The following is a 13,076-nucleotide window of genomic DNA, read 5'->3' as shown; positions in this document are numbered from 1 at the left end:
CGGCCCTTCCGCGAGAACGGGTGGCCCGCTCAGACCGGCCAGAGCGCGGTGCCGAACGGCACCACGGCGTCCTCGACCATCATGTCGACGGCCTCGGGGTGCGTGTCTTCCTGCATCCAGTCAAGCAATTCGATCTGCTGGGTTTCCTGCATGTCAATTCTCCTGTGGTGAACATGAGTGATTCAACATGAAAGCGCGGAAAAAACATGACCGCTCCTCGTTCGATATTTTGTGAATGCCGGACGAGTGGCGTCGATATTAGTCTGACGAATTTTCGAATGCAATGCGTTGCAGTGTTTTTAGCCGTGACGTGCTAAACACGAGGCATTCGCGATCCACATATTGGAAAAACAGGATAAAACGAGCGACAGATCGAGCATCATTTTTTATCGGAAGGAATCCGGATAGGCGAAATGAATTCGGTTATTTTTAATTTGAATTCAATTGCCCGGATTGCTGCGTTTTATGTCATTCACGAGAACCACAAGCGCGATCGCCTGGTGCTCGAACCGGTCCGCATGATTCCATGCGTCACGCAGTCAATCAGCATCCGCACGTCATCCAAGCAACGCCTTTCCGATCGTCTTGGTCGGTTCGGAGCGCAGCACCAGCGATGTCGTGACCGCGCCGAAGCGGGCAATCGCGTCGATGAGCGTTTCGAGCTGGCCCGGTGTCGGCACCAGCACCTTCAGCAGAAAGCAGTCCTCGCCGGTCATGCGGTGGACTTCGATGACATGCGGCATCTCGGCGAACGCGCGCAGCGCCGGCTTGATGTGCTCGTGAGTCGTTTTTAGTCGGATGATGGCCATCATGCCCAACCCGAGCGCCGCCGGATCGATGCGTGCGCCGTAGCCGGCGATGATGCCGCGTTCTTCCAGCCGCTTGACGCGCTCCGAGGTGGCGGGTTGCGACAGGCCGATGCGCCTGCCGACTTCCGATAGCGGCGTCCGCGCGTTCTCCTGCAGCGCTTCGAGGATCGCAAGATCCAGGCGATCCAGTGCTTCGTCCGGCATGACGGTCCTCCGGTACCGTTGATTCATCGGCATTTTGTCTCAATAACCGATGACTTGCCATTCCATGCCGACCGGCGCGTGGCCACACTCCGGGTTTCAGTTGATGGAGGGCGTGATGGATCAGGCGATCGTGATCGTGCCGGGTATCGGCAATTCGGGACCGGATCATTGGCAGAGTCATTGGGAGACGGCGTTTCCCGGCGCCGCGCGCATCGCGCCGGCTTCGTGGGAGGCGCCCGACCTCGCCGACTGGACGGCGGCGCTGGACACGGCTGTCGCGAACGCCGGGGCGCCCCCGCTCGTGATTTGTCATTCGCTGGGCTGTTTGTTGTTCGCGCATTGGCGTGCCGGGTCGGCGCGCGCGGTGCGCGGCGCGTTTCTCGTGGCCGTGCCCGATCCGGCAGGGCCGCGTTTTCCGGTTGCCGCCGCCGCGTTCGCGAACCTGCCGGGCGGTCGGTTCGGGCGCGTGCCGGTGCTGGCGATCGCGAGCGCGGACGATCCGTACGATCCGGCGGGGCGAGCGCTCGAATGGGCCACGGAACACGGCGCGACGCCGCTTCTGCTCGGCGCACGCGGCCATCTGAACGCGGCGTCCGGGTTGGGCGGATGGCCCGAAGGGCGCGCGCTGCTTGCGGCGTTTGCGGCCGGACTCGGGCGGTAGTGCGTGCCGGCGCCGGCCGGCATTCCGCGTTTTCCAGCCGTCGCGCGCGTCCCGCCGTGGAGCGGAACCTGGGCGCGACGGCCGGCGGGTGTTTGCCGCCGGCGCGCGCCGGTTTCACGGCTCCAGTATGATCGACCGACGGCGGCGAACGCCCCGGAATCGAACAACGAAGGAGACACCCCGATGCGTGCAGTGCCGCAACCGGAGCGTGCCGGCCGCTCGCGGCCGGACGCCGGCGCAACCGATCCCGGCCGCATGGCCGCGTGGCGGCTCGCGATCTGCCTGTCGCTGGGCAGCGCGATCGCGCTTGGCCTCGCCCGCTTTTCGTATGCGCTGCTGCTGCCGCCGATGAAGGCCGACCTCGGCTGGACGTTCGCGCAGGCCGGCGCGCTGAACACGGCGAACGCGGCCGGTTACCTGATCGGTGCGCTGGCCTTTCCGTTGCTGTCGCGGCGCTGGCGCGCGGGCACGCTGCTCGCGGCCGGCTGTGTGCTGACCGCCGTGCTGATGGCCGCGGGCGGGCTCACGTCGGACATGCACGTGCTGCTCGCGCAGCGGCTCGCAACGGGTGTCGGCAGCGCGCTGATCTTCATCAGTGGCGGCGTGCTGGCCGCGCGGCTCGCGTCCGCGTCGCCGCGCGACGCAGGGCTGCTGCTCGGCCTCTATTACGGCGGCACCGGATGGGGCATCGTCGCGTCGTCGCTGCTCGTGCCGGCGACGCTCGTGCACCGTGTACACGGCTGGCAGCCGGCATGGTTCGCACTCGCGACGGCGTGCGTGCTGTTCTCGGCGGTGGCCGTGTCGGCTGCGCGCCGCATCGAGCATGCGCATGCGGCACCGGCCAGGGAGGCCGACGGCGCGAAACCGGCCGCGACCGCGAGCCCGGCCCGCTTCGCACTCGCGCTGGCCGGCTACGGCCTGTTCGGCGTCGGCTATATCGGCTACATGACGTTCATCGTCGCGCTGCTGCGCGGCGCGGGGATGAGCGGCACGGTGGTCGCCGCGTTCTACGTGATGCTCGGCGTCGCGACCGTCGTGTCGGCGCGGTTGTGGTCGGGGCTGCTCGATCGGATGCGCGGCGGCCAGGCGCTCGCCGTGCTCAACGCGCTGCTCGGCGTCGCGACGCTGATGCCCGCGCTGTTCGTGCATCCGGCTGCCGCGTTCGCATCGGGCTTGCTGTTCGGCGCGACGTTCCTGTCGGCGGTGGCCTCCACGACCGCCTTCGTGCGGCACAACCTGCCGCCCGATGGTTGGGCGAAGGGCATCAGCGCATTCACGACGGTCTTCGCCTTCGGGCAGATCGCGGGGCCGGTCGCGATCGGCTGGGTGTCGGACAGCGCGGGGCTCGCGCGCGGGCTCGTGTATTCGGCGCTGACGCTGTTCGCGGGCGCGGCACTTGCGGTCGGGCAGCGTGCGCTGCGGGCGCCTGCGTAGTCCGCCCGAACGCGCACGCCGCGCCACATGCCGGCATCGTTACCGCACGCACGCGGTGCGCGACACGCGATGAAACGCGCGGCTGAAGTAGATCAGGCTGTCGCCGTCGTCGCGCACGCGAATCGACGTCGCCTCGATGAACATCACCGAATGCGAGCCGACTTCCTTCATCTCGGCGATCGTGCCTTGCAGGCTCGCGAGCGCATCGCGCAGCACCGGCACGTCCTGTTCGCCGCGATCCCACACGGGCAGTTCGAAGCGCTGTTCCATCGGCAGGTCGGTGAGTCCTGCGAAGTGTCGCGCGAGCAACTCGTGCTCGGCCGGCAGCACGTTGATGCAGACCTGGCGATTGCGCTCGAAGGTCGCATGCATCGCGCTCGACCGGTTCAGGCACACGAGCAGCGTCGGCGGCGCGTCGGTGACCGAGCACACGGCGCTCGCGGTGATCCCGCAGCGGCCGTGCGGCCCGGCGGTGGTGATCACGTTGACGGCCGCGCCGAGGTGGGCCATCGCCTGGCGGAAGGCCTTCTGCGCATCGGTCGGTTCGACGCGCGCCGGTCGCTGGATATCGGTCGTGGAAGACATGGGCGCTCCTGATTGGACGAAAGCGGCGAACCGCGCAGCGCTGCAAGGGCAGCGCCGGATCGCCGACGATGACCCAAGCGTACGTCGCGAAAATGCGGCCGACCATTCGCACGATTGGCGATCGGGATGGCGTTCCTGCCGACGCGTCTAAAGGTTCTACCTAGATGCGTGCCGCCGCGTGCGAAAAAAACCGCGGTTGCGCGTTCGTACGGCACGTGCAGGGGTTTGCAGCGGATTTTCGGCTCGTTATGATGTGCCGCACATCCCCAGCGAACGACGCGCGCGATACGCCAGCCACCGGCGTTGCGCGCGGCGCGTGCGACCCCGATACCGATATTCAGCGAGACACCCGCGATGACGTCACCCGCACCGATCGTATACATCGTCGACGACGACAGCGGCATGCGGACGTCGCTCGCGTGGCTGCTCGAATCGGTCGGCATCGCGTCCGAAGGGTTCGCGAACGCCGCCGACTTTCTCGCACGTTTCGACGTGAACCTGCCCGCGTGCCTCGTGCTCGACGTGCGGATGCCGGAGAAAAGCGGCTTCGACGTGCAGGCCGAACTGAATGCGCGCGGCGCGACGCTGCCGGTGATCTTCGTCAGCGGGCACGGCGACATTCCGATGTCGGTGCGCGCGCTGCAGAACGGCGCGATCGATTTCGTCGAGAAGCCGTACAACTCGCAGCAGATGCTCGAGCGCGTGCAGCGTGCGCTGCGGCTCGCGCAGCAGCGGCATGCGGTGAGCCAGCGCCACCGCGAGCTGCGCCAGCGGCTCGATGCGCTGACCGCGCGCGAGAAGGAAGTGCTGCGCGGCGTCGTGGACGGCAAGGGCAGCAAGCAGATCGCGTCCGATCTGTCGATCAGCGTGAAGACCGTCGACGTGCATCGCGCGAGCATCAAGGAGAAGCTCGGCGCGACGTCGATCGCCGCGCTGGTGCGCGACGTGATGGTCGTGTGGGGCGACGACGGAGAGTCGTCGCGCTAGCGGTCGGGGCTGCTTGCGGACGGGCTTGCGCAGGCACGCCACGGCACACGAAGCACGTGAAGCAGGCGAGGCACGCGCCACGCGTGCCCTATACGCCACACGTATTGCGCACGGCACCACACGCCCGATGCGTGCCGCCGTTCAACGCATGTATAGCCCGCCATTGATGTCCCAGCACGCACCGTTCGCGAAATGCGCGTCGCCCGACGCGAGCAGCACGGCCGCATCGGCGACGAAGCCGGCCGATCCGAGCTTGCCGCCCGGCAGGCTCGCGAGCACCTGACGCAGTTTTTCGGGCGCGACGCTTTCGTACACGATCGGCAGATCGAGCGGGCCCGGCGAGATCGCGTTGACGGTCACGCCCTGCGCGGCGAGATCGCGCGCGAACACCTTGGTCAGCGTCAGCGTGCCGCCTTTCGCGGCCGCGTAGTGCGCGCCCGTGGCCGAGCCGCCGTTCTGCCCGGCGAGCGACGCGATGTTGACGATGCGGCCCGCGCCGCGCTGCGCGAAGTACTGGCCGAACACCTGGCAGCCGAACAGCACGCTGCGCAGGTTTACGTCGATCACCTGGTCGAACTGCTCGGCCGTGATTTCCATCGCCGGCACCACCTTCGAGGCCCCCGCGTTGTTGACGAGCACGTCGATCGTGCCCCAGCGCGCGACGAGCGCATCGCGTGCCGCTTCGAAATCGCGTTTCGACGTGACGTCGAGCGGCAGCGCGAGCGCGCGTTCGCCGCTCGGGTCGAGGTCGCGCGCATGCGCGTGAATCGCGTCGGCGGCGATGTCGGCCAGCGCGACGCGATAGCCGGCCGCATGGAAGCGTTCGGCGATGACGGCGCCGAGCCCGCGCGCGGCGCCGGTGACGAGGACGACTCGATCTGACATGGTCTGGAATTCCGTGGTTCGCGGGCGCACGCCGGTGGCAGCGGCGCCCGCATCGTGGTTCATGCGGCGAGTGCCGCCTCGAAGTGTGCCGCGATCGCGCAGACCTGTTCGTCCGCGCCCTTGCGTCCGACGATCTGCAAGCCGGCCTTCAACGGCGAACCGGCGAGCGGCAACGGCAGGCTGAGCGCCGGATGACCGCTCAGGTTGAATGGCCGGATCAGCGACGACATCGCGATCACCGATACGCCGTCGCGTGCCTGCTGCAGCGTGATCGGCAACGCGGGCAGCGTCGGCAGCACCAGCACGTCCGCGTGTTCGAGCGCGGCATCGACCTGCGCGGTGAAGCGTGCGCGCACGGCTTCGGCTTCCTTCAATGCCGCAGGCGCGGTCGTTGCGGCCGCACGCAATCGCGCATCGAGGTCGGCGCCGAGCTTGCCGGTCGCGACCAGATGACCGAACGCGCGCGACGTTTCCGCGTTGATCACGGTGAGCCCCGCCGCGAACGCGGCCGGCATGGCGTCGAGCACGATCGTGTGCGAACGCAGCCCCGATGCGCGAACGGCCGCATCGAGTGCGGCGGCGATCGCCGGATCGGCTTCGACGGTGAGTTGCGCAACCGTGCAGCCTGCCGCGGAAGCCGTCGCCCGCGCACGGTCGAAGCCCGGTGCGATCGCGGCCATCACCGCGACGAGCGTGCGGATTTCGCGGGCGAACGGCCCGACGCAATCGAGCGTGGTATCGGTAGGCGCGACACCGCGGCGCGACACGCGGCCGAACGTCGGTTTCAGCCCGGCCACGCTGCAGCACGCGGCCGGCCCGCGAATCGAGCCGCCGGTATCGGTGCCGAGCGCCGCGTCGACGGTGCCGAGCCCGACGAGCGATGCGGAGCCGCTCGACGAGCCGCCGGGAATGCGCGTGGCATCCTGCGGATTGACGGGCGTGCCCGTGTAGTCGTTGATGCCGGTCATGCCGAACGCGAGTTCGTGCATGTTCGCCTTGCCGGCGATCTGCCAGCCGGCGTCGAGCAGCAGGCGGACCACGTCCGCGTGGTGTTCGGCGGGCGGCGCATCGGCGAGCGCGCGGCTCGCCGCGCGGGTTGGATGGCCCGCGATGTCGATCGTGTCCTTGATCGCGATCGTCGGGCCGGGGCCGCCGAGCGTGAAGGTGTCGATGAAGCCTGTCATGGTCGGTATCGTGCGAAAGCAGCGGAAAACGTCAGGGCCGTGACGCGGCGGCGAGCGGCCACGGGCCGTCGAGCACGCGTTCGGTGCGGAAATGGCGGATCAGCCACGCGGCGCCGTCGGCGGCCGGCGCGAAATCGATCGTGAGCCGCGCGGCGATCAGTTCGGCCGCGCCGTCCGCGTAGCGCGACGCCTGCAGCATGATCCAGCGGCCGCGCGCACTTGCAAGATCGGAGGCGACCTCGATCGACTCCGACGTCAGGAAATGCAGGTTCGCCGAGAAATGCGGATCGGGCGGCAGATAGCGGCCGAGCATCGCGACGATCGCGGCGGTGCCTTCGAGGCGGCCGAACTTCTTCGTGTACTGCGGGCCGATGCCTTCCCATACGGCGTCGGGCGTGAACAGTTCGGCGAGCGACGGGCCGTCGCCCGCATTTTCGGGTACGTCGCACAGCGCCATGTAGCGCGTGATCGTCGCGCGCACCGCGCGCTCGGCGTCGAGCGCCGCGACGCGCCGTGCGAGCGCGTCGATCGCGGCGGGTGACAGCTCGGTCATCGCGCGCCTCACGCCGCGGGCTTCGCGGCCGGCGGCACGGTCAGCGCGCGGCCCACGCGCGCCTCGATCTTGCCGTAGCGCCACAGGTTGTATTCGCCGACGGGCGTCGTGCGGTACAGGTTGCACACGGCGACCGTCGTGTCGAAATCGGCGACGTCGGCCATGATGTAGAAGGTCCACGGCGCGCCGTCGGCCTGGCCGACCACGAGGCGGTCGTCGTCCATCACGCCGAGCACGCGCACGCCGGGCATCGCCTCGACGGCCGCGAGCATCGCGCCGTACGCCTGCCACACTTCACCGATCTGCTCGCGCGGCAGGTCGAAGAAATTCTGCGACACGCCGCAGCAGAACAGCACGCGCAGCGGCAGCGGATTCGAATCGGACATATCGGGTTCTCCAGGGGAATCGGTCGGGTGCATGAACCGGCCGGCGATGCTCCGTCGGGTTCGGCTTCATGCGCGTTCGTCAAAAGCGTCGGTCGACGCGGGTTACAGATAACCGGGAAACGGCGTGACGCCGGTGAACACCGCGCCCGCGCCGTCGAAGTTGCCCTCGGCGAGGAACGCGTGCTGCGTGACGACCATCGCATCGCGCAGCAGCCGCTGCAGCGGATGCGACCGATAGATCGCCGCCGTGCCGCCGAGGCGATACGCGCGTTCGACGACGCTCGCGCCTTCGCGGGCGATCTGCGTGGCCGCGAGCCGCAGCAGGCTGACCTGATCGGGCGTGACCGGATTGCCGGCGAGGATCGATTGCCAGACCGTGTCGGTCGCGTCGTAGAAGAACGCGCGTGCCGAGCGCAGTTGCGCTTCGGCCTTCGCGAGCTCGATGCGGAAATACGCGCGATCGGCGAGGCGCGGCGCGCCGGTCGTCGTCTGGCGGCCGCCCGACATGCGGTTCACGACGTCGAGTGCCGCACGTGCGAGGCCGAGGTTGACGACGGCCAGCACCTGCGCCGCATACGCGACGGTCGGGTAGCGGTACAGCGGCTCGTCGACGGTCGGTTCGCCGCCGCGCACGAAGGTCCACGCCTCCGGCACGAAGCGGTCGTTCACGCGCAAATCGTGGCTGCCGGTGCCCTGCATGCCGACCACGCTCCAGTTCTCGACGATCTCGACGTCGGCGGCGCGGAACACGGCCGTGCGCGGCTTGTTCGGCGCGGCGTCCTGCGCGCCCGGCACGGCGATGCCGACGCCGAGCCAGTCGGCGCCCTTGCAGCCGCTCGCGAATTTCCACGTGCCGTTCACCCGCCAGCCGCCCGGCGCGTCCTGCGCGGGCTGCACCGGGAACAGGCCGCCCGCGAACACCTGGTCGGGGCCGCTCGCGTACAGCTCGGCCTGCGTGTCGAGCGGCAGCGCGGCGAGGTAGACGTTCGCGGAGCCGAAGCTCGCGACCCACGCGGCCGAGCCGTCGGCGGTCGCGATCCGTTCGATCATGTCGAGGAACGCGGTCGGCGCGAGCGCATCGCCGCCGAAGCGGCGCGGCGTGCCCGCGCGATAGATGCCGGCCTGCTTGAACAGCGCGATCACGTCGCGCGGCACGTGCGACAGCCGGTCGAATTCCTCGCGGCGCGCGGCGACGGTTTCGATCACCGCGTCGAGCGGCGACAACGGCGCGGCCGCGGGACGCGCCGCGGGCGGCGAGGTCGGCGCGGATTCGATGGCGAGAGCGGCTTGCGGCATGAAAGTCTCCTGGGGATGGGGGCGATTCCGGTGTCGGTTGCGGGGGGCAAGACGATGTAACCAGTCTAGAAACGCCGAAAACACGCAGCAATTGGTGCGTTGGGCCGCGCGACTGGTGACGCTCCGTGCCGGCCTAAAGAAATCTTCAGATGCGATCGGCGCGTGCCGGTGCTATGTTGGGTTTCCGGCCGCGCGATGCCGCGCGCCTTCCTCCGAATCCGATCATGAGTTTTCCCGACGAAGACGATTTCCACCGGCTGCTCGACGCGCTGACCACGTGCGTGCTGCTGCATGACGCGCACACCCGGGCGATCGTGTGGGCGAATCGCGCCGCGTGCATCGCGCTCGGCTTTTCCGTCGAGGAATTGCTGCCGCTGAAGGCGCCGGACATGACGCGTCCCGAGCCGAAGTACCAGCGCGAGATCGCGGTGAGCGCCTGGGATCGTGCGCGCGTCGACGGGCCGCAGGTGTACGAATGGTGCTATCGATCGCGCACGGGCGTCGACATGCTGTCCGAGGCCACCGCGACCTACGTGCCGCTGCGCGGGCGCGACGTCGTGATGGTGCAGTTCCGCGACATCAGCGCGGAAGAGGCGGTCCGCCAGCAGTTGCGCCGCTATGAGGCGCGGCTGCGCGAGTTCATGCAGGATCTCGACGAAGGCATCGCGGTCGTGACGCCGCGCGGCGGCGTGCAGTTCATCAGCGAGTCGGGCCGCCGCGTGCTCGGGCTCGCGCCCGACGAACCGCTCGGCGAGGTGCTCGACTACTGCTCCGCGGCCGATCGCGATCGGCTCATTGCGCAGTTGCGCGATGCGCCGTCCGCATGCCCGTCCGCGCCGCAGCGCTACCGGATCGTGCGGCGCGACGGCTCGGCATGCTGGCTGCGCATCCTGTGCCGGCAGGTCGAGATCGAAGGCGATCTCGACGGGCTGCTCGTGCAATTCCGCGACGTGAGCGACGAAGTCGCGATCGAGGAGGCCCGGCGTGCGGAGGCGCGGATGCTCGAATACGCGGGCCGCTACAACGCGATGGGCGAGATGGCGACCGTGATCGCGCACGAGTTGAGCCAGCCGCTCGCCGCGGTGCGCAATTTCATCGAAGGCGCGGTGCGGCGGCTGAACGGCAACGGCGCCGTCGACGACGCGATCTGGGGGCTGCGCAGCGCGGACCGGCAGGCCGAGCATGCGGCGCTGATCATCAAGAGCGTGCGCGAATTCATCGTGAAGCGCGAGCCGGTCGTCGCGCGCGCCGACCTGCGCGACATCCTCGCGGACGTCGCGTACTTCATCGAGCTGCGCGCGAAGGAGGCCGGCGTGACGGTCGCGATCGTGCAGGCCGACGCGCCGCTGCCGATCCGCTGCGAACGCGTGCTGATCGGGCAGGTGATCCTGAATCTCGCGTTCAATGCGATCGAGGCATTCGCCGGCTGCGAGCGCCTGCCGCGCACGCTGACGCTCGGCACCGCGAACGTGGCCGGCCATGCGGAGTTGCGTGCGCTCGACAATGGCCCGGGGATCGAGGCGGGCGCGCACGACCGGCTGTTCGACGGCTTTTCGTCGTCGAAGGCCGGCGGCAACGGGATCGGGTTGTCGCTGTGCAAGAGCATCGTCACGCGCCACGGCGGGCGGATCGCCGCGACGCCGGCCGCGGGCGGCGGGCTCGACTGCCGCGTGACGCTGCCGCTCGCCGACGGTTGAGCGCAACCGCGTCGGCGCGTCATGGCGGGGCAGCGACGCGCGGCGCATGGTCAGCGCCCCAGCGCCCGCGCGGTCTGGCCGCCGATGCCGAAATCCGTGTTCGGAATGTCCTTGATGATTACGCGCGTGGCTTGCAGCGGCGCGTCGAGCACGTTCGCGCCCGCGTCGGACAGCGCGGCGATCAGCGCGCGCTTCTGTTCATCGGTGCGGCCGGCGATCAGGATCGCGACGATCACCGGCAGCGACGGCGGCGCGCCGTCCGCGGCGCTGCGGCCGCCGAGGCCGATATGCGTCGCGGGCAGTTCGGTGAGCAGCACGCGCACCGAATCGATCGATGCGCCGATCGCGTCGACGGTCGCGTGGCTGAGCCGGGCGATCAGCTCGGCCTTGCGCGCGTCGTCGTGGCCGGCCGGCAGGAAAACTTCGAGTGTGGGCATGGTCGTCCGGAAAGGTGAAGGTGACCGGCTCACCTTTGCGCTGGCGATCGCGAGCCGGCAGCCGCTCACAGGTGAAGGTGGCTGGCTCACCATTGCGTTGGCGACGGTGAACCGGCCACGGCTTACAGCAGGAAGCCGATCGCGCTGAGCGCTTCGGTCGAGTCGATCAGGCGCACGACTTTTTCGGCAATGCGTATCTCGCCGTCGGCATCGACGTGCAGCTTGTGCGTGACGTCGGCCGCGAACAGCGTCGCGACGCCGCGCTTGTACGCGACCACGACCTGCGCCGATTTCAGCTCGACGGTATCGGCGCCGCTGCTCTCCAGCGTGAAACGCGACACGGTGCGCACCGTGCGTGCAGCGTCGGTGGCCGATGCCGAATAGCCGGACACCATCCGCTGCACGCGCTTCTCGCGCATGTCCTGGTCGTCGAACACGTAGTTCAGCGTCGCCGCGAAATCGGTCGTGTCCGGATCGATCGGCACCACGTAGTGGCCGGCCGGGGCCCACAGGTCGAGCCACGCGCGATAGTCGCGGCGGTCGAGCATCTCGGCTTCGCGCCACACGAATTCGACCGCGCGGGCGAAGGTCTGCTCGGAAAAGAGGGCGTTGCGGTCGTCCATCACTGTTGCTCCATCATCTTGCGCCATTGCTGGTAGGCCTCGCGCATGCCGGTTTCGTCGGTCGCATGCGCGGTCTTTTCGCCGTTCGCGGCGGTCGTCTCGCGGTTCAGCCCGCGATTCACGAGGATCGGCACGTCGGGGCCCGCGTGCGCGCCGCGCTGCACGCGCTCCCAGGCTTCCGCGTCGTCGGGGCTGCCGAAGCCGAACGGGCCCTGGAAGTGCTCGTGGATGCGCAGCCGCTCGCGGTTCGCTTCGTCGGGGCCGCCGTCCATCGCGAGCGCGACGTGGCGGATCTCGGTTTCGTTCGCGGAGATCGGCCGCAGCACGCGGAAGAACGCCATCGACAGCGCGAGGTTCGGGAACAGGTTCAGGTTGAAGCCGACGCCCATCAGCGAGCGCACGATGCGGCGCACTTCGTCCGGCGCATGGCGCTCGGCGAGCTTCGCCGCGAGCGGCGCGAAGCGTTCGGGCAGCGGTGCGCCGTCGTCCTCGTCGAGATCGATCAGCTCCGGCATCAGCACCGCAAGGCTGTGGCCGTTGCCGAGCCCGCGGCAGAACGCATGCTCGCTCGTCATGAAGCTCGTGATCGCGGCGGCCGTCTCGTCGTCGATCGACTTCATCCACGACTTGTGCACGACCGGGAAGTGGTAGAGGTCGGTGGTGTTCTCGAGCTGGATCTTCCAGTTGCCCTTGAACTTGAACTTGTGTTCGCCGTTCGCCTTGATCGGGTAGCCGGCGCCCTGTTTCATGAACAGGTCGATCCACGGCTTCGCGCCGCCGAGGAAATCTTCCAGCGGCTCGATCGCGTCGTTGAAGCTCGCGAAGATCAGCCCCTGGTACACGCCGACGCGCAGCTTCACGAGCGGCAGGTCGCCTTTGTCGCACACGCCTTCGTAGCCGTCGCCGTACGGCAGCGCGCGCAACGTGCCGTCGAGCGCATACGACCAGCTGTGATACGGGCACGTGAAGCCCTTCGCGTTGCCCTTGTGCGCTTCGCACACGGTCGCGCCGCGATGGCGGCAGCGGTTCTGCAGCACGTTGATCTCGCCGGTCTTGTCGCGCACGACGATCACCGGCTGGCGGCCGATCGTCGTCGTGACGAAGTCGCCCGGGTTCGGCAGTTCGCTGTCGTGCGCGACCCAGATCCAGGTGCGGTAGAAAATGCGGTCGAGCTCGGCTTCGAACAGCGCGGGGTCGTGATACATCGCGGGCGCGATGCGGTCGGGCTGCGCGAGGCCATGCAACGCGCGGGTGTCGATCGTCTGGTAGGCAATGTCGCTCATCGTCGTCGTGGGGAAAGAGTCGCGAAAATCGGGCCGCGCTGGGCGCAGCGTC

At 68.7% G+C, this 13,076-nt stretch carries 15 protein-coding genes; 4 read left to right on the top strand and 11 right to left on the bottom strand.

The features are described from left to right. Positions 1 to 29 precede the first annotated feature (29 nt). Both AP428_RS37705 and AP428_RS24100 read right to left on the bottom strand, forming a co-directional pair. Entirely contained in the window at positions 30 to 152 is a 123-nt protein-coding gene (locus AP428_RS37705) for a hypothetical protein (protein WP_006479692.1), read from the bottom strand. Between the two features lie 405 nt (positions 153 to 557). Continuing rightward, entirely contained in the window at positions 558 to 1,013 is a 456-nt protein-coding gene (locus AP428_RS24100; RefSeq protein WP_011694640.1) for an Lrp/AsnC family transcriptional regulator, read from the bottom strand. Between the two features lie 115 nt (positions 1,014 to 1,128). Between AP428_RS24100 and AP428_RS24095 the strand changes: the two genes are divergently transcribed. Together AP428_RS24095 and AP428_RS24090 are read left to right on the top strand one after the other, a co-directional pair. Beyond that, entirely contained in the window at positions 1,129 to 1,674 is a 546-nt protein-coding gene (locus tag AP428_RS24095) for an alpha/beta hydrolase (RefSeq protein WP_041489664.1), read from the top strand. Between the two features lie 183 nt (positions 1,675 to 1,857). Further along, positions 1,858 to 3,108 (top strand): YbfB/YjiJ family MFS transporter, encoded by a 1,251-nt coding sequence (locus AP428_RS24090; protein WP_011694642.1) that lies wholly within the window; start codon positions 1,858 to 1,860, stop codon positions 3,106 to 3,108. Positions 3,109 to 3,147: 39 nt separating this feature from the next. Here the strand turns inward: AP428_RS24090 and hpaC are convergent, their stop codons facing one another. Then, entirely contained in the window at positions 3,148 to 3,693 is a 546-nt protein-coding gene (gene hpaC, locus AP428_RS24085; RefSeq protein WP_006479688.1) for a 4-hydroxyphenylacetate 3-monooxygenase, reductase component, read from the bottom strand. Positions 3,694 to 4,047: 354 nt separating this feature from the next. Between hpaC and AP428_RS24080 the strand changes: the two genes are divergently transcribed. Beyond that, complete coding sequence (locus AP428_RS24080; RefSeq protein WP_006479687.1) at positions 4,048 to 4,680, top strand: response regulator transcription factor; 633 nt, start codon at positions 4,048 to 4,050, stop codon at positions 4,678 to 4,680. Between the two features lie 141 nt (positions 4,681 to 4,821). On the opposite strand, the gene AP428_RS24075 is transcribed toward AP428_RS24080, so the two are convergent. From AP428_RS24075 to AP428_RS24055, 5 genes are all read right to left on the bottom strand, one after another. Continuing rightward, on the bottom strand, positions 4,822 to 5,565 hold the full coding sequence (locus AP428_RS24075; RefSeq protein ID WP_027812267.1) for an SDR family NAD(P)-dependent oxidoreductase: 744 nt from the start codon (positions 5,563 to 5,565) through the stop codon (positions 4,822 to 4,824). Between the two features lie 59 nt (positions 5,566 to 5,624). Further along, complete coding sequence (locus AP428_RS24070; RefSeq protein WP_011694644.1) at positions 5,625 to 6,749, bottom strand: amidase; 1,125 nt, start codon at positions 6,747 to 6,749, stop codon at positions 5,625 to 5,627. A 31-nt stretch (positions 6,750 to 6,780) separates the two neighbouring features. Then, positions 6,781 to 7,302 carry a nuclear transport factor 2 family protein gene (locus tag AP428_RS24065; protein WP_011694645.1) on the bottom strand — a complete coding sequence of 174 codons (522 nt, stop codon included), beginning with the start codon at positions 7,300 to 7,302 and terminating at the stop codon, positions 6,781 to 6,783. An 8-nt stretch (positions 7,303 to 7,310) separates the two neighbouring features. Beyond that, positions 7,311 to 7,688: a hypothetical protein gene (locus AP428_RS24060; protein ID WP_006490490.1), complete on the bottom strand. Its 378-nt coding sequence runs from the start codon at positions 7,686 to 7,688 to the stop codon at positions 7,311 to 7,313. 102 nt (positions 7,689 to 7,790) lie between these two features. Next, the gene (locus AP428_RS24055; protein ID WP_011694646.1) at positions 7,791 to 8,984 is read right to left on the bottom strand and encodes an acyl-CoA dehydrogenase family protein; all 1,194 of its coding nucleotides are present in this window, start codon (positions 8,982 to 8,984) and stop codon (positions 7,791 to 7,793) included. A gap of 149 nt (positions 8,985 to 9,133) precedes the next feature. On the opposite strand from AP428_RS24055, the gene AP428_RS24050 reads away from it, so the two are divergent. Further along, on the top strand, positions 9,134 to 10,681 hold the full coding sequence (locus AP428_RS24050) for an ATP-binding protein (protein WP_011694647.1): 1,548 nt from the start codon (positions 9,134 to 9,136) through the stop codon (positions 10,679 to 10,681). A 50-nt stretch (positions 10,682 to 10,731) separates the two neighbouring features. On the opposite strand, the gene AP428_RS24045 is transcribed toward AP428_RS24050, so the two are convergent. The 3 genes from AP428_RS24045 to AP428_RS24035 form a co-directional block, all read right to left on the bottom strand. After that, positions 10,732 to 11,118, bottom strand: a complete 387-nt coding sequence (locus AP428_RS24045; RefSeq protein WP_011694648.1) for a 2-hydroxymuconate tautomerase family protein — start codon at positions 11,116 to 11,118, stop codon at positions 10,732 to 10,734. A gap of 122 nt (positions 11,119 to 11,240) precedes the next feature. Further along, positions 11,241 to 11,744 carry an aromatic-ring-hydroxylating dioxygenase subunit beta gene (locus tag AP428_RS24040; protein WP_041489639.1) on the bottom strand — a complete coding sequence of 168 codons (504 nt, stop codon included), beginning with the start codon at positions 11,742 to 11,744 and terminating at the stop codon, positions 11,241 to 11,243. Then, positions 11,741 to 13,024 carry a Rieske 2Fe-2S domain-containing protein gene (locus AP428_RS24035; protein WP_011694650.1) on the bottom strand — a complete coding sequence of 428 codons (1,284 nt, stop codon included), beginning with the start codon at positions 13,022 to 13,024 and terminating at the stop codon, positions 11,741 to 11,743. The genes AP428_RS24040 and AP428_RS24035 overlap by 4 nt, the downstream gene beginning before the upstream one ends. Positions 13,025 to 13,076: the final 52 nt, after the last annotated feature.

The sequence above is a fragment of the Burkholderia sp. E168m22 genome (assembly GCF_001319805.1).
Classification (GTDB): domain Bacteria; phylum Pseudomonadota; class Gammaproteobacteria; order Burkholderiales; family Burkholderiaceae; genus Burkholderia; species Burkholderia orbicola.
The sequence above is the reverse complement of the archived record's forward strand: the minus strand, read 5'-3'. Positions and strand labels throughout refer to the sequence as shown.